This is a genomic window from Sphingobium sp. LB126 (assembly GCF_002795205.1).
Taxonomy (GTDB): domain Bacteria; phylum Pseudomonadota; class Alphaproteobacteria; order Sphingomonadales; family Sphingomonadaceae; genus Sphingobium; species Sphingobium chungbukense.
The window spans coordinates 1,485,001-1,499,862 of sequence record NZ_NETV01000001.1 but is presented as its reverse complement, the minus strand read 5'-3'; the positions used below and the strand labels follow the sequence as shown (position 1 = coordinate 1,499,862).

Sequence of the window (14,862 nt, the reverse complement as noted above, 5' to 3'; positions counted from 1 at the left end):
CTTAGAGCATCGTGCGCAAAAGTGGGAACCGGTTTTGCGCTTAAAGCGATGCGACAACAAAAGCTTAGAGCACGCGACTTGCGTACGATTTAACGCAGCGCGCTCTAGCCTCACCGGACCCCGCTTTCTATGGGATGACGGATGTTGTTGGCGTCCACCCATGACCATTTGCCCACCGTCAAGGCGTTTCCTGATCGTCGCGCATCCCACCGCACCCGTTCAGCGTTCCTTCCCCGAAGGCCACCGCGACCCGATCCGACCAGACGGCATCGCTCATCCCGTCGCTGCACGGCCCTTCGGTCACGGTCATGGCAAAGCCGTCGCCCAGATAACGGATCGCCCGCTCATCATCATTCCGCGACACCGCATAGCGGATCGGCATCCTGTCCGGCCGCTCCAAGGTGGCGGTCGATCCTTTCACCGTCACGGCCCAGAAGGGTTCCGTCCCGATCGCCCGATAGCGAGAGTCGGAACCATGATCAGGGGAGGGTGCGGCGGCGTTCACCCCTGTTCCACGTGAAACCGCCTCCGAAACATTTTCGCTATCTTGGTTCGCGACCGGGTTCTGGACGATGATCGGGGCCGAGGCCCGGGCCTGCGCGATATTGGCGGCGATATTGGCGACAGGGACTTCCTTCTCGCCGCCACAGGCCGTTATCATCAGGGCCAAGCCGAGCGGCCCCACGCTCACGCCATGTCTCACGCCACGATCTCGTCCCGGCGAAAGCAGGTCGCGGCATGATCGTTCACCATTCCGACCGCCTGCATCCAGGCATAGACGATGGTCGGCCCCACAAATTTGAAGCCGCGCTTTTTCAGGTCGCTGGAAATCGCTTCCGACAATATCGTCTTCGCCGGAAAGGTCAGGCCGTCATTCCGGATCGGCTTGTCCTCGACGAAGCGCCAGACAGTGGCGGAAAAATCCTCGCCCCGGTCGCGCATGTCGCAAAAAATCTGCGCGCCCCGGATCGTCGCTTCGATCTTGGCCCGCGCCCGGACGATGCCGGGATCGCCCATCAGCCGCTCGACATCGGCCCCGCCAAAACCCGCCACCTTGTCCGGATCGAACCCCGCGAAGGCGGCACGGAAGGCTTCGCGCTTGCGCAAAATCGTGATCCAGCTGAGCCCCGCCTGGAACCCCTCCAGCATCAGCGTTTCCCAGAGCATGCGCGAATCGCGCTCCGGCACGCCCCATTCCTCATCATGATAGGCGCAATAGAGCGGGTCGGTCCCGGCCCAGCCGCAACGGATCCGCTCCATGTCCTCAGACATCCAGATTGGCGACGTTCAGCGCATTGTCCTGGATGAATTCGCGCCGCGGTTCGACGACATCGCCCATCAACTTGGTGAAGATCTCGTCGGCGACGTCCGCCTGCTCGACCTCGACCCGCAGCATCGAGCGATTGTCCGGGTCCAGCGTGGTTTCCCAAAGCTGTTCCGCGTTCATCTCGCCAAGGCCCTTGTAGCGCTGGATCGCCAGCCCCTTGCGCCCTGCCGCCAGGATCGCTTCCAGCAATTCGCTGGGACGCGTGACCGTGACCGTGCCCTTGGACACGACCGGCAGATCGTCGTCGCCCGCTTCCTCGGCCGCTGCCGCCGCCTTGGCGGTCACCAGCCGGCTGGCGGTGCGATAGCTGTCAGCCTCCTCGGCGGCGATGGCGTGCAGCTTACGCGCCTCGGCCGATCCGATGAAGCCCGCCTCGATCATGTGATGGTCGGTGACGCCGCGCCACAGCCGCTCGAAATGGAAGCCGCCTTCTTCGGCGATCCGGCCGCTCCAGCGGCCTTCCCCATCCTGCGCATCCATCCACTGGACGGTAGCGGCCAGCCGCGTTGCCTGCGCCTCATGGCCAAGCTCGGGATCGAGCGCGCCGTTGATCGCCAGCGCTTCGATGATCGCGGGATTATAGCGGCGCGGCACATAGCGCATCACCGCCCGCATCCGGCGTCCATGTTCGATCAGATGGCGCAAATCCTCGCCCGAACGCATGCCGCCGGTCGTTTCCAGCGCCATCGATTCGACGCCATTGTCGACCAGATATTGCTCCAGCGCCGCTTCGTTCTTGAGATACACTTCGGACCGGCCCCGCGTCGCCTTGTAGAGCGGCGGCTGGGCGATGTAGAGGTGCCCCGCCTCGATGATCCGTGGCATCTGACGGTAGAAGAAGGTCAGCAGCAGCGTGCGGATATGCGCGCCGTCGACGTCGGCGTCGGTCATGATGACGATCTTGTGGTAGCGCAGCTTGTCGAGGTTGAAATCGTCGCGGATGCCGGTGCCCATCGCCTGAATGAGCGTGCCGACTTCCTTGGACGAGAGCATCCGGTCGAACCGCGCGCGCTCGACGTTCAGGATCTTGCCCTTGAGCGGCAGGATCGCCTGATTGTGCCGGTTGCGCCCCTGCTTGGCCGAACCGCCGGCCGAGTCACCCTCGACCAGGAAGAGTTCGGACTTGGCGGGGTCGCGCTCCTGGCAATCGGCCAGCTTGCCCGGAAGGGAGGCGATGTCCATCACGCCCTTGCGCCGGGTCAGTTCGCGCGCCTTCTTCGCGGCCTCGCGGGCAGCGGCGGCGTCGATCACCTTCTGAACGATCATCTTGCCGTGCTGGGGGTTTTCCTCGAGCCACTCCGCCATCTTGTCGGCCATCAGGCTTTCCAGCGGCTGACGCACTTCGGACGAAACCAGCTTGTCCTTGGTCTGCGAGGAGAATTTGGGATCGGGCAGTTTCACCGACACGATCGCGGTCAGCCCCTCGCGCATATCCTCGCCGGTCAGCGACACCTTCTCCTTCTTCAACATGCCGGACTTGTCGGCATAGTTGTTGAGCGTCCGGGTCAGCGCCGCGCGGAAGGCGGCGAGGTGCGTGCCGCCGTCCCGCTGCGGGATGTTGTTCGTGAAACACAGCACATTTTCATAATAGCTGTCGTTCCACTCCAGTGCGACGTCGATGGTCACATCGTCGCGGCTGCCCGAAATCGCGATCGGATCGGGCATCAGCGGCGTCTTGTTGCGGTCGAGATATTTCACGAAGGCCGCGATGCCGCCCTCATAGAATAGCTCGACTTCCTTCCTTTCCTCATGCCGCGCATCCGCCAGGAACAGCCGCACGCCGGAGTTCAGGAACGCCAGCTCGCGATAGCGATGCTCCAGTTTCTCGAAATCGAACTCGGTGTGATTCTTGAAGGTGCCGCCGTCGCCGGGCACCTTCTCGGTGGAGGGGAGGAAGGTGACGCGGGTGCCCTTCTTGCCCGCAGGCGCATCGCCCGTGACTTGGAGCGGGGCCACGGCGTCGCCATAGGCAAAGCGCATATAATGCTCCTTGCCGTCCCGCCAGATGTGGAGGTCGAGAAACTCGCTGAGCGCGTTCACCACCGACACGCCCACGCCGTGCAGGCCGCCCGACACCTTATAGGCATTGTCGTCGCTGGTGTTCTCGAACTTACCCCCGGCATGAAGCTGGGTCATGATGACCTCGGCCGCCGACACGCCTTCTTCCTTGTGGATGCCGGTGGGAATGCCGCGGCCATTATCCTCGACACTGACCGATCCGTCGGGATTGAGCGTGATCAGGATACGGTCGCAATGACCGGCCAGCGCCTCGTCGATGGCGTTGTCGCTGACCTCGAACACCATATGATGCAGGCCCGAACCATCGTCGGTGTCGCCGATATACATGCCGGGCCGCTTGCGCACGGCATCCAGACCTTTCAGGACCTTGATGCTGTCGGCGCCATAGCTGTTGCTGTTGGGGTTGTTCTGATTTTCCTCGCTCATACACGAGCATATAGGGAATGGCTGCCCGAAACTAAAGCGAAACATGGCGGCTTCCACGCGCTCACGGCACGGTCTATCAGGCTGTCATGCGCGCCATTCTCGCCCTTGCCCTGATGCTCGCCGCCTGCTCGAAAAGCAGTGATGTGCTGGAGGATTTGCCCAACAGTTCGCTGGCGGGCGCCCCGCGGGAGGATGTGCCGGAAACCCGGCTGGAATCGAGCCTCATCCGCCCGGTGATCATCGGCGAGGATGGTCCCCGTCTCGACGCCTGCGGCGCCATGGGGCAGGCTGTCCGCGTCGGTGCCAAGGGGCTGGCCGTCCGTGCCGCGCCCTTTGCCGATGCGAAGGAAACCGCCCGCATGGGGGAGGGGGATCGCGCCTGGGTCTGTACCCGCAGCCTCGACCAGAAATGGCTGGGTGTGGTGATCGCGCCGCCCCCGGTCGAGGGCAACGCAACCGAGCCGGCCGATTGCGGCGTGGCCGAACCGGTGGATCGCAAGCAAGCCTATCCCGGCCCCTGCCTCAGCGGCTGGGTTTCGAGCGCCGCGATCCGCCTGATCGCCGGTTAGATGCCGCCCAGATAATCCAGCTTGCCCAACGGCACGCCCGCCTGCCGCAGCAGCGCATAGGCGGTCGCCACATGGAAATAGAAATTGGGCAGGGCAAAGCCCAACGCATGGCTGCGTCCGGTAAAGGGAAAATCGCCACCTGGGGTCTTGAGGATCACCTCCGCATCCTCCCGCCCGTCGATCCGCGCGCGGGGCACGGACTGGAGGAAGGCGATGGTCCTGGCGATGCGTTCCTGCAATTCGGCGAAGCTCTGCTCGGTATCGGGCATCGGCGCCGGATCGAGCGCGCCGATACGGATCATCGCACCCTTGGCGCTGTTGCTGGCATATTGTACCTGTGCGGTAAGGGGCGCCATGTCCTCGATCAGCCGTGCCTGCGTCAGGGTCAGCGGATTGATGCCCTTTTCGGCGGCATAGGCGGCGCCCTTGTCCAGGATCGCGGACAGGCTGCGCAGGCCCCGAATGAAGGCGGGAACGGTCAGGTCGTACAGGTCGGTCGCCACCAGGGCTCTCCTCATGATCGTGAGGGGCCGAAGATATGACGCCATAGGCGCTTGTCGATACCCAGGCGAAATAAAAGGACCGGCCGACGGACTCCATGTCGGCCGGTCAGGGGGCAACCGGTTCAGGTGAGGGCGGGACGTTCGCGCGGGGCGATGGTGAAGAAGGGCAGGGCATGGTGGACGATCCAGCCGATCGTCGCCGCATAAAGGACGGTGCCGAGCCCGACCGAACCGCCCAGCAGCCAGCCGATCGTCAGCACGCCGATCTCGATTCCGGTTCGCACCCATTTGACCGGCCATCCGGTGCGGCGGCAGAATCCCGTCATCAACCCATCGCGCGGCCCTGGCCCCAGGCCCGCGCCGATATAGGCGCCGCCCGCAATGCCGTTGAGGATGACCCCCGCCGCCAGCCAGGCAAAGCGCACCCACAGGCCTTCCGGCGTCGGCAGGATCATCAGGCTCAGGTCCACCGCGGTCCCGATCACCACTATGTTGAAGACCGTACCGATGCCGGGCCGCTGGCGCAGCGGCCACCAAAGCAGCAGCACGATCGCACCGATCAGATTGACCGTCATGCCGAAGCTCAGCCCCAGGCGCGGCGCCAATCCCTGATGCAGCACATCCCATGGGTCGAGCCCGAGATTGGCGCGCAGCATCAACGCCATGGAAAAACCATAGAGGCCAAGGCCCCAGAAAAGCTGAAACAGGCGGCGGTGCATCATCATGGCGGCTGAAATCACCCAAAATGGCCTTTTACAAAACGGCCATTATTGCATAAGTGGCCTTCCCATTCTCTGAATTGGAATAGGTGATCATGTCCACTTCCCTCTTGCGGCCTCCTTCCTTGCTTCGCCTGCTGGGTGCCTGGCGCGCCGAGGACAGCGCCGAGCCTGCCTATCGCCAACTGGCGCAGGCGCTGCGGATGCTGGTGCTGGACGGGCGCATCGGCCTTAATGTGCGCCTGCCGGGGGAACGGGAACTGGCCGCCGCGCTGGGTCTCAGCCGCACGACCATCGCCGCGGCCTTCGACCGGCTGCGCGACGAAGGTTTTCTCGAAAGCCGTCAGGGTTCGGGCAGTGTCACGCGCCTCCCGCCCGGCCGGATGGACCAGAGCTTGCCGGAGATCGATACGGCGAACGGAGGCAATATCCTCAACTGGACCCATGCCGCGCTGCCGGCCGCCCCGGGTGTCGGTCGGGCCTATCAGGCGGCGATGGAGGCGTTGCCCGCCTTTCTGGGCGAACTCGGTTACGACCCGCTCGGCCTGCCGCCGCTGCGCCGGGCGATCGCGGCCCATTACGAACGGCGCGGATGTCCGACGAGCCCGGACCAGATCATCGTCACCAACGGCGCGCAGCAGGGATTTTCCCTGCTGCTGCAATGGCTGGCGGGGCCGGGGGACCGGGCGGTGATCGACCATCCGACCTATCATAATGCGATCCAGGCGTTGCAACGTGCCCATGTCGTGCCGGTGCCGGTCGGTCTGCCGACGCAGGGATGGGACATCGACGCGATGGAGGCGGCTTTCCGCCAGACCAGCCCGCGCTTCGCCTATATCATCGCCGATTTCCACAATCCCACCGGGCGCAGCATGGACCCGGCCACCCGCCGCGCATTGGTGGCCGCCGCCGCCCGATCGCACACGCCGCTGATCATCGACGAGACGATGGCGGCGATGGGGCTGGACAATATGCCACCGCCGCCGGTCGCGGTACACGATCCCTCGGGACGGCAGGTGATCACCTTGGGTTCGGCCAGCAAGATCTTCTGGGGCGGCCTGCGCGTCGGCTGGATTCGTGCCGATCCGCAGACCGTTGCTGCGCTGGGACGCCTGCGCACGACGATGGACATGGCGAGCCCCGTGGTGGAGCAGCTTGCCGTGGCACATCTGATCGACGGCGACGAAGGGCTGGGCGCGCGGGCGGAGATGCTGCGCGGGCGTCGCGATCATCTTCTGGGGCTGATCGAACGGCATTTGCCGCACTGGCGCGTGGAGTCCCCCGCTGGCGGCCTGTCGCTCTGGGCGGAACTGCCGCGGGGCGAAGCGACGGCGTTGGCCGCCATCGCCGAAAGCCATGGCGTGCGCGTCGCGCCGGGGCCGCGTTTCGGCGTCAGCGGCGCATTCGAACGCTTCCTGCGGCTGCCCTTCACTTTATCCGAGGAGCAGTTGACGGCGGGGGTCGAGCGCTTGGCCGAAGCCGATGCGCGGCTGCACGCCCGCATGCCGCGAGGCCGCGATTCGCTCGCCGCGGCGCTGGAGGCGGACCGGTTGATCTGATGCGAACGCTTTTCCGGCCGGTTTTGGCCAGTTGCGGTCATTCTCAGCCGTTAAGCGCATCGTGCTCCTGCGAAGGCAGGAGCCCAGTTCAAACGGTGCGATGATCCACAGACGGCGGGACTGGGCTCCTGCCTTCGCAGGAGCACGGTGTATTTCAAGGAAAGCAGGCGGTCCGCTTCCCACCCGAAACAGCGGCGCTATGGGATATATGCAAAAAAAAGGCCGCGTGAAAAATCCACGCGGCCTTTTTTTCTCAAGCCTGGCAGCTCAGGCGGCTTATTTCGCCGCCTTGTAACGCTCGATCGCTTCCAGCGTGATGCGGCGGGCATCTTCCGCGCCGCCCCAGGTGCCGATGCGCACCCACTTGGTCTTTTCCAGATCCTTATAGTGGGTGAAGAAATGTTCGATCTGCTCCATCACGATGCCGGGCAGATCATCCTTTTCATCGACCTCGCTATAATAAGGGAAGGTCTTGTTGTCGGGCACGCAGACCAGCTTCTCGTCGCCGCCGGCTTCGTCTTCCAGATTCAGCACGGCGATCGGACGGGCGCGCACCACCGAACCGGGCACGAAGGGCGATCGGGCGATGACCAGCGCGTCCAGCGGATCGCCATCGGGCGACAGCGTGTGCGGCACGAAGCCGTAATTCGCCGGATAGCGCATCGGCGTGTGCAGGATGCGGTCCACGAACAGCGCGCCCGAAGCCTTGTCGAACTCATATTTGACCGGCTCGCCGCCGACCGGAACCTCGATGATGACATTCAGGCTGTTGGGCGGATCGTCGCCAACGGGGATCAGTTCGATATTCATGAGACTACAAGCCTTTGTAAACGCGTTGGTCTTTGCGGGCGGTTATGTTTTCGGTTTCAGCAGCCGATCGAGACTGCCTTCACCCTCTCCCATTTTTTCGAGGCGCGGATAGCGCAGGCCGCCGGAATAAGCGAGGCTCAAAGTGCGATAATATTTGTCCTGCTTGAGTATGATCTGGAGCGGTTTGCCGGACTTGATCGCGGCCTTGAACACATCGCCCGAATATTCGTCGCCATTGATCGCGACGATCTTGGAACCCGTGGCGAGACCCGCCTTGAAGGCCGGGCTGTCCCAGACGACGTTGCTGATCTCGCCGTCATTCTTGACGATCATGCCGATGCCGAAGCTCTGGTCGGTGAACTTGCCTGACCCCTCGGCCGCCTTGGTGATGGCGCCGGGCGTGTCGCCATAGACCAGCTTGTAGCCGCCCAGCGCGAAGCCGCCCTTGGGCGTCTCCTTCGTCGTGCTGTCGACATATTTCTGGAAGAAGCCCGCCCAGTCATAGGGCGCGACGGCGTTCAGCGTCTTGATCACGTCGCCGCGATTATAGACGACCTGACCCCAATCGCCCGGATTGATGCCGAAGAAAGCCTGGGCGAAATCATCCAGCCCCTTGGCGCCTTTGGTCTGCTGGCGGATGATCGCGTCCGCCTCCAGCCAGATCATCAGGCCTTCATTGTAATAATCCTCGGACCGCTGCCAGCTCGACCAGCCCTTGGGGCGGCGGGCGGAGATGATCGGGTCGTGGGTGGTGTCCTCCATCGGCCGCCATTCGCGGCCGCGCGTGGTGTCGAGCTTGGCGGCGATATGGGCATAGGCGTCCAGCGTCTCCTGCTTGGTGAACAGGCCCGAGCGGGCACCCAGCACATAGCCCCAGAATTGCGTCTGCCCCTCATAGACCCACAGCAGATTATCCTGCATCGGCACGTTGAAATCGGGCGTCCACAGCAGGTCCGGACGGCGGAACTTGCCGTCCCAGCTATGGGTGAACTCATGCGGCAGCAGGTTGCGGTCCAGCAGCGCGTCGCCATCGCCCCATTTCTTGAAATAGCCCGGCTCGACCTGATTTTCGGAACTGCGGTGATGCTCCAGCCCGATGCCGCCCATCTCGTCGGTGATGGCGAACAGGAAGTCATAATGGTTGAAATGATAGGTGCCGAACAGAGCGCCCGCCTCATCGACCAGCTTCTTGTGCTTGGCGATCTGCTCGGGCTTGGCGTCCAGTTCGTCGGCATCGTCCGCGACGATGTTGAGCGTCACATTATGCCCCAAGTCGACCGGCTTGAAATGAAGCCCCGCGAAAACCGGCGAATCCTGCAAGGCTTCATAATCGATCGTCTCATAGGCGACGGTCGATCCGGTCTTCTTGCCCCGCAACGCGGTCGCGGCCTGCCAGCCGTCCGGATAGGTGACGGTCGCCTGGATCGGAATCTGCCGCGTATAATAGCCCGCCGGATAGAGCGACACCGACTCCCACTGGATGTTCAGCATCTTGGGCGTCACCACGACGCGGCCCTGATTGGGCTGGGTGGCGGACAGGAACTGGAAGGTCGCGACCACCTGTTTCGTCCCCTGCGGCACGTCGATCACAAAGCCATAGACGTTGAGCGGATCGCGCTTCCACGCCAGCGGCTTGCCGTCGGCGGTGAAGGTGAGGCCGGTCAACTTCTCGATCTGTCCCCGCGGCGCATGATTGCCCGGCAGCCATTGCGGCATCAGCAGCGTCATTGGGCCGCCGGCGGCGACCGGGATGGTTTCCCTGACGCGGAAGATGCGCTGCACCGTGTCGGTGGCATCGACCTCCAGCCTGATGGTGCCGCCGGGATAGGGAATATCCTTGGGGCCGGGCGCGGCATTGTCGACCGGCAGCGCCGTCGGCCTGGAGCGGATCGCATCCTGCGCGATCAGTGGCCCGGCAACGGCCGTGGAAAGCAGAAGGGCGGCAGCAAGGCTGCGGATCATGAACATCTCCGAAAATGATGTGCGGCCGGACGACCGTATAACAACAGCATGGCGACCCATGACCCTCGCGTCCACCCCCGAAGATATGGGCGTCAATATGAACCAAAAAAACCGCGTTTCCATGCGCCGTCTTTATCGTTAAAGGCGCTCCCCCATGGCCAAGATCGAAACGCCGCGCCCGGTACGCGGCACGCAGGACATGCTGGGCGGTACGAGCGAAGCGTTCCAGGAACGTTTCGCGCATGTCGTCGCGACCTTCGACCGGGTTCGGAAACTTTACGGATTCCAACGCGTGGAGGTGCCCGTCTTCGAATCGACGGCGGTGTTCGCCCGCTCGCTGGGCGAAAGCACGGACGTCGTCTCGAAGGAGATGTACACGTTCGAGGATCGCGGCGGCGACAGCATCACCCTGCGACCGGAATTCACCGCCGGCATTTCCCGCGCCTATATCACCGAGGGCTGGCAGCAATATGCGCCGCTCAAGGTCGCGACCCACGGCCCGCTCTTCCGTTACGAGCGCCCGCAAAAGGGCCGCTTCCGCCAGTTCCACCAGCTCGACGCAGAGATCATCGGCGCGGGCGAGCCGGGCGCGGACGTGGAACTGCTGGTGCTGGCCGACCAGTTGCTGCGCGAATTGGGCGTGTCGGAAGGCGTGACGCTCAACCTCAACACGCTGGGCGACGGGCCGAGCCGCGACGCCTGGCGCGCCGCGCTGATCGCGCATTTCGAGGCGCATCGCGATCAGCTTTCGGAAGAGAGCCTGGATCGCCTGCAACGCAATCCGCTGCGTATCCTCGACAGCAAGGATCCGCGCGATCGCCCGGTGGCGGACAGCGCGCCGGACATCGACGCCTATCTGACCGACGAGGCGCGGACCTTCTTCGAAAAGGTGACGGCGGGCCTCGACGCGGCGGGCGTGGCCTGGGAACGCAACGCCCGTCTGGTGCGCGGCCTCGATTATTATCGCCACACCGCATTCGAATTCATCACCGACCGCCTTGGCGCGCAGGGCACGGTCGTGGGCGGCGGGCGCTATGACGGGCTGATCGAGAATCTCGGCGGCCCCTCGACCCCGGCGGTCGGCTGGGCGGCGGGGATAGAGCGGCTGGCGATGCTGATCGATATGCCCGTAATCGAGCGTCCAACCGTGGCCGTCATTCCCATGGGCGAAGCAGCCGAAACCAGGGCAACGGGCATCATCGCCGATCTTCGCCGCGCTGGTGTCGCCTGCGATATGGGCTATCGCGGCAATATGAAGAAGCGGATGCAGCGGGCCAACGCATCGGGCGCGGCCTGGGCCGTGATCCTGGGCGATGACGAACTGGCACGGGGCGAAGCGGCCATCCGCAATCTCGGCACAGGCGAGCAGGAAGCCGTCTCCCTGGACGCTTTGATCGGGAAGCTGACGGCTCTCTGATGCACATCTCCGCCGAACGCATCGCGCAGATCGAGGCGCGCCGGGACGAGGTGCAGGCGTCGATGACGCGCGCCGACCTTGCGCCGGAAGAATTTGTGCGGCTGTCCAAGGAATATGCGGAGATCGAGCCGGTAGCCAAGGCCGCCCATGAAGTCCGCCGTCTCCGTCAGGAACTGGGCGCACTCGAATATATGGCGGGCGGCGAGGATGCGGATTCCGATCCGTTGATGCGCGAAATGGCGCAGGAGGAGATGCAGCTCATCAAGGGCAAGCTTCCCGACGCCGAACGCGCCCTCGCGCTCCAGCTTCTGCCCAAGGATGCCGCCGACGCCCGCCCGGCCATGCTGGAAATCCGCGCAGGTACGGGCGGTGACGAGGCCGCCTTGTTCGCGGGCGACCTGTTCCGCATGTATCAGCGCTATGCCGACGCGCAGGGCTGGAAGATGGAACTCATCTCCGCCAACGCCTCTGAAGTCGGGGGCTATAAGGAAGTGGTCGCCAGCGTCACCGGCATCGGCGTGTTCGCCAAGCTGAAGTTCGAAAGCGGCGTCCATCGTGTCCAGCGCGTTCCCGCCACCGAAAGCGGTGGGCGAATCCACACTTCGGCGGCGACTGTTGCGGTGCTGCCGGAACCGGAGGAGGTCGACGTCCAGATCGCCGACAGCGACCTCAAGATCGACATCTATCGCGCTTCGGGCGCGGGCGGTCAGCACGTCAACACCACGGATTCCGCCGTGCGCATCACGCACCTCCCTTCCGGCATCGTCGTGACGCAGCAGGACGAACGATCCCAGCACAAGAACAAGGCGAAGGCGATGCAGGTGCTGCGCGCCCGCATCTATGAAGTGGAACGCGAGCGCGCCCAGAACGAACAGGCCGGCGCGCGCAAGGCGATGGTGGGTTCGGGCGACCGGTCCGAACGCATCCGCACCTATAATTTCCCGCAGGGCCGGGTGACGGATCACCGCATCAACCTGACCCTCCACCGCCTGCCCGAAATCCTGGAAGGGCCGGGCCTGTCCGAAGTCATCGATGCGCTGGTGGCGGAGGATGAAGCCGCCCGCCTCGCCCAGTTGGACGGCGTGGCGTGAACCCTCCTTTCTTCCCTCCCGCGGGCGGGAGGGGCCGGGGGTGGGCCGCGAGCGCAGCGAGCCTTCGGGACAGCGCAATATGAAAACAATCCCCGAAACCCTCCGCGCCGCCACCGAACGCCTCGCCGCCATCAGCGCCACCCCGCGCCTCGACGCCGAACTGCTCCTCGCCCACGCGCTGCGGATCGACCGCAACGCCCTGCTGATGCGCCAGCGCGACCTTGCCGTCCCGCCCGGTTTTGCATCCCTCATCGAACGCCGCCTGACCGGCGAACCCATCGCCTATATCACCGGCACCCGCGATTTCTGGACGATCAGCCTGCATGTCACGCCCGACGTCCTCATCCCCCGCCCGGACACGGAAACCCTGATCGAAGCCGCCCTCGACCATTTCGGCACAAGAGCGCCCGCCCGCATCCTCGACCTCGGCACCGGTTCCGGCGCGCTGCTGCTCGCCGCGCTCAGCCAATGGCCGAAGGCGAGGGGGGCCGGAGTCGACATTTCCCCCGCCGCGCTCGCGGTCGCGCGGGGCAATGCCGATCGCCTCGGGCTGGCCCTGCGTGCCGACTTCCGGCTCGGAAACTGGGCGGACGGGCTGGCAGGCCCGTTTGATCTCATCCTCATCAACCCGCCCTATATCGCACGGAACGTCACGCTGTCGGGGGATGTCCTGCACGAACCGCAAGGCGCGCTCTTTGCAGGTGCAGAGGGGCTGGACGACTATCGCCGGATCGCCCCGGTGCTTCCAGCCCTGCTCGCGCCGGACGGCATGGCGGCGATCGAGATCGGCTATGATCAGCGCGCCAGCGTCTCCGCCCTGCTTGCGGATCAAGGGCTTAGCGTCCGGGTGCGCCAGGACCTCGCCGGGCATGACCGCTGCCTGATCGCGACTCCGGATGCCGCTGCCTGACCGTGGACAGGATTTGCGTACACACAAGCGAAAATTGCTTGGTTTATGGCATCGAAGCCACTACATGGGGCTCAGGGACGGCATTATCCTGAGGATCTGCCCCATGGGGCTTAGCCGAGAAAAGGCCGTCTTCCCGCTCCTTCAACGTCATGACGGCGCTGCTGCGCAGGCGCCCTCTGGCAGGTCAAGGGCATGGGCCTATCGGCTCCTGTCCGGCGGAGCCTTACCCGGCCTGATGTGTGGGCTGAGTTTGAGGACTGAACGGTGTTTTCAGTGAATGATGGCAAAGTGAACGCAAGGATCAGCTCTTGATCAACAACAGGCAGGCCGGTCGTCGCAATCGCGGCCGGAACAATAATGGTCGTCCCAATGGTGGCAATCGGGGCGGTGGTGACAATGGCAACCGGATCGACAGCCGCGCACGCGGCAACGCGGCCCAGCTTCTTGAAAAATACAAGAATATGGCCCGCGACGCGCAGATGGCCGGCGATCGGGTGAATGCGGAATATTATCTGCAATTCGCCGACCATTATTTCCGCGTGCTGGCCGACAACCGCGCCCGGCAGGAGGAGCAGCAACAGCGCTTCCGTCCCCGCGATGAGAGCTTCGACGACGGTTTCGACGATTTCGACGCTGGCGAGGACGGCGGCGAGGAATCCGGTGCCGAACAGGCTTTCGAACGTCCCTATGGCAATGAGCGCCGCCGCGACGACCAGCGCGATTATCGCGAAGGCCGTGGTGAACGCGGGGACCGCAATCGCCGTGATCGCAATGAGCGGAACGATCGCGGAGACCGGAATGATCGTGACGACCGTCGCCGCGAACGCCCGGCGGCGAAGGAAGAGGCCGAACGGCCCCAGGCTGAAGTCGTTGCCGAGCCGGCGCCCGTCGTCGAAGCGGCGCCTGAACCGCAGCCCACGGCCGATGCGCCCCGTGCGCGCCGTGGTCGCCCGCGCAAGGCCGCCGCTGCCAAGGACGATGCGCAGGAAGGGCTGGACCTGACCGTGCTGCCGCCGTCGATCGCTCGCGCCGACAATGACGCCGAACCGGCCGAGGAACCCGCTCCGCGCAAGCGTACACGCCGGGCGCGCCCCGCGGCCGAAGCGGCCGAGTGACGTTCCCCTACCCAGGGTGAGGACAACAAAAAAGGGGGACGGTGCCGATGGCGCCGTCCCCCTTTTGCTATCTTGCCCCTTTTGCCGATCAGGCGTCCGGCAACGGACGCGGCCGGTGATTTTCATCCAGCGCGACGAAGGTGAACAGTCCGCTCGTCAGTTCGATCCGTTCTTCCTTCACTCCCCGCGTCGCGATCACGTTGATCCGGATCGCGACCGAAGTACGGCCGCGCCGTTCCTCATGGGCATAGACCGACACGATGTCGCCCAGCAGGATCGGGGCGATGAACGTCATGCTCTCGATTGCCACGGTCGCGACGGCGCCCCGCGCGACCCGTGCGGCGATGATACCGCCGGCAATATCCATCTGGCTCAGCACCCAGCCGCCGAAAATATGCCCGTTGGCGTTGATGTCGGTCAGGTGCGGCACGACGC

14 protein-coding genes (1 of these 14 only partly in view) are annotated in these 14,862 nt (G+C 64.5%); 6 read left to right on the top strand and 8 right to left on the bottom strand.

Annotation, left to right across the window (positions count from 1 at the left end; all coding sequences use genetic code 11):
* Window positions 1-178: 178 nt before the first annotated feature.
* From CAF53_RS07345 to gyrB, 3 genes are read right to left on the bottom strand one after another with little or no spacing between them, the layout of a single operon-like run.
* On the bottom strand, window positions 179-661 hold the full coding sequence (locus tag CAF53_RS07345; RefSeq protein WP_100238730.1) for a membrane-like protein: 483 nt from the start codon (window positions 659-661) through the stop codon (window positions 179-181).
* 38 nt (window positions 662-699) lie between these two features.
* Window positions 700-1,260 carry a DNA-3-methyladenine glycosylase I gene (locus CAF53_RS07340; RefSeq protein WP_100237708.1) on the bottom strand — a complete coding sequence of 187 codons (561 nt, stop codon included), beginning with the start codon at window positions 1,258-1,260 and terminating at the stop codon, window positions 700-702.
* A 4-nt stretch (window positions 1,261-1,264) separates the two neighbouring features.
* Window positions 1,265-3,772: a DNA topoisomerase (ATP-hydrolyzing) subunit B gene (gene gyrB / locus CAF53_RS07335; protein WP_046762038.1), complete on the bottom strand. Its 2,508-nt coding sequence runs from the start codon at window positions 3,770-3,772 to the stop codon at window positions 1,265-1,267.
* Between the two features lie 86 nt (window positions 3,773-3,858).
* On the opposite strand from gyrB, the gene CAF53_RS07330 reads away from it, so the two are divergent.
* The gene (locus tag CAF53_RS07330; protein ID WP_046762037.1) at window positions 3,859-4,341 is read left to right on the top strand and encodes a hypothetical protein; all 483 of its coding nucleotides are present in this window, start codon (window positions 3,859-3,861) and stop codon (window positions 4,339-4,341) included.
* Here the strand turns inward: CAF53_RS07330 and CAF53_RS07325 are convergent.
* Both CAF53_RS07325 and CAF53_RS07320 read right to left on the bottom strand, forming a co-directional pair.
* Window positions 4,338-4,844: a DUF1993 domain-containing protein gene (locus tag CAF53_RS07325; RefSeq protein ID WP_100237707.1), complete on the bottom strand. Its 507-nt coding sequence runs from the start codon at window positions 4,842-4,844 to the stop codon at window positions 4,338-4,340. The two genes, CAF53_RS07330 and CAF53_RS07325, sit on opposite strands and share 4 nt — an antisense overlap.
* A gap of 122 nt (window positions 4,845-4,966) precedes the next feature.
* Window positions 4,967-5,569 carry a membrane protein gene (locus tag CAF53_RS07320; RefSeq protein ID WP_046762035.1) on the bottom strand — a complete coding sequence of 201 codons (603 nt, stop codon included), beginning with the start codon at window positions 5,567-5,569 and terminating at the stop codon, window positions 4,967-4,969.
* Window positions 5,570-5,658: 89 nt separating this feature from the next.
* Here CAF53_RS07320 and CAF53_RS07315 point away from each other — a divergent pair, with 89 nt between their 5' ends.
* Window positions 5,659-7,122 carry a PLP-dependent aminotransferase family protein gene (locus CAF53_RS07315; RefSeq protein ID WP_100237706.1) on the top strand — a complete coding sequence of 488 codons (1,464 nt, stop codon included), beginning with the start codon at window positions 5,659-5,661 and terminating at the stop codon, window positions 7,120-7,122.
* A gap of 276 nt (window positions 7,123-7,398) precedes the next feature.
* On the opposite strand, the gene ppa is transcribed toward CAF53_RS07315, so the two are convergent.
* Complete coding sequence (gene ppa, locus CAF53_RS07310; protein WP_046762033.1) at window positions 7,399-7,932, bottom strand: inorganic diphosphatase; 534 nt, start codon at window positions 7,930-7,932, stop codon at window positions 7,399-7,401.
* A 42-nt stretch (window positions 7,933-7,974) separates the two neighbouring features.
* Entirely contained in the window at window positions 7,975-9,894 is a 1,920-nt protein-coding gene (locus tag CAF53_RS07305) for a M61 family metallopeptidase (protein WP_100237705.1), read from the bottom strand.
* A 154-nt stretch (window positions 9,895-10,048) separates the two neighbouring features.
* Here CAF53_RS07305 and hisS point away from each other — a divergent pair, with 154 nt between their 5' ends.
* From hisS to CAF53_RS07285, 4 genes are all read left to right on the top strand, one after another.
* On the top strand, window positions 10,049-11,311 hold the full coding sequence (hisS, locus tag CAF53_RS07300) for a histidine--tRNA ligase (RefSeq protein ID WP_100237704.1): 1,263 nt from the start codon (window positions 10,049-10,051) through the stop codon (window positions 11,309-11,311).
* Entirely contained in the window at window positions 11,308-12,402 is a 1,095-nt protein-coding gene (prfA, locus tag CAF53_RS07295; protein WP_197707445.1) for a peptide chain release factor 1, read from the top strand. The genes hisS and prfA overlap by 4 nt, the downstream gene beginning before the upstream one ends.
* 79 nt (window positions 12,403-12,481) lie before the next feature.
* Window positions 12,482-13,312 (top strand): peptide chain release factor N(5)-glutamine methyltransferase, encoded by an 831-nt coding sequence (gene prmC, locus CAF53_RS07290; protein ID WP_100238729.1) that lies wholly within the window; start codon window positions 12,482-12,484, stop codon window positions 13,310-13,312.
* Window positions 13,313-13,620: 308 nt separating this feature from the next.
* The gene (locus tag CAF53_RS07285) at window positions 13,621-14,427 is read left to right on the top strand and encodes a DUF4167 domain-containing protein (protein WP_046762029.1); all 807 of its coding nucleotides are present in this window, start codon (window positions 13,621-13,623) and stop codon (window positions 14,425-14,427) included.
* An 88-nt stretch (window positions 14,428-14,515) separates the two neighbouring features.
* On the opposite strand, the gene CAF53_RS07280 is transcribed toward CAF53_RS07285, so the two are convergent.
* Window positions 14,516-14,862, bottom strand: partial view of a hotdog domain-containing protein gene (locus CAF53_RS07280; protein ID WP_232307421.1) — the 3' portion only. Its footprint extends 34 nt past the window's final position; 347 of the gene's 381 nt are visible here — the last part of the coding sequence; the start codon falls outside the window, past its right edge; the stop codon is at window positions 14,516-14,518.

Excerpts from the sequence above, each read along its gene's own strand:
- CAF53_RS07345 (WP_100238730.1), bottom strand. The coding sequence starts at position 661 with ATGATAACGGCCTGTGGCGGCGAGAAGGAAGTCCCTGTCGCCAATATC.
- CAF53_RS07340 (WP_100237708.1), bottom strand. The coding sequence starts at position 1,260 with ATGGAGCGGATCCGTTGCGGCTGGGCCGGGACCGACCCGCTCTATTGC.
- gyrB (WP_046762038.1), bottom strand. The coding sequence starts at position 3,772 with ATGAGCGAGGAAAATCAGAACAACCCCAACAGCAACAGCTATGGCGCC.
- CAF53_RS07330 (WP_046762037.1), top strand. The coding sequence starts at position 3,859 with ATGCGCGCCATTCTCGCCCTTGCCCTGATGCTCGCCGCCTGCTCGAAA.
- CAF53_RS07320 (WP_046762035.1), bottom strand. The coding sequence starts at position 5,569 with ATGATGATGCACCGCCGCCTGTTTCAGCTTTTCTGGGGCCTTGGCCTC.
- CAF53_RS07315 (WP_100237706.1), top strand. The coding sequence starts at position 5,659 with ATGTCCACTTCCCTCTTGCGGCCTCCTTCCTTGCTTCGCCTGCTGGGT.
- ppa (WP_046762033.1), bottom strand. The coding sequence starts at position 7,932 with ATGAATATCGAACTGATCCCCGTTGGCGACGATCCGCCCAACAGCCTG.
- CAF53_RS07305 (WP_100237705.1), bottom strand. The coding sequence starts at position 9,894 with ATGATCCGCAGCCTTGCTGCCGCCCTTCTGCTTTCCACGGCCGTTGCC.
- hisS (WP_100237704.1), top strand. The coding sequence starts at position 10,049 with ATGGCCAAGATCGAAACGCCGCGCCCGGTACGCGGCACGCAGGACATG.
- prmC (WP_100238729.1), top strand. The coding sequence starts at position 12,482 with ATGAAAACAATCCCCGAAACCCTCCGCGCCGCCACCGAACGCCTCGCC.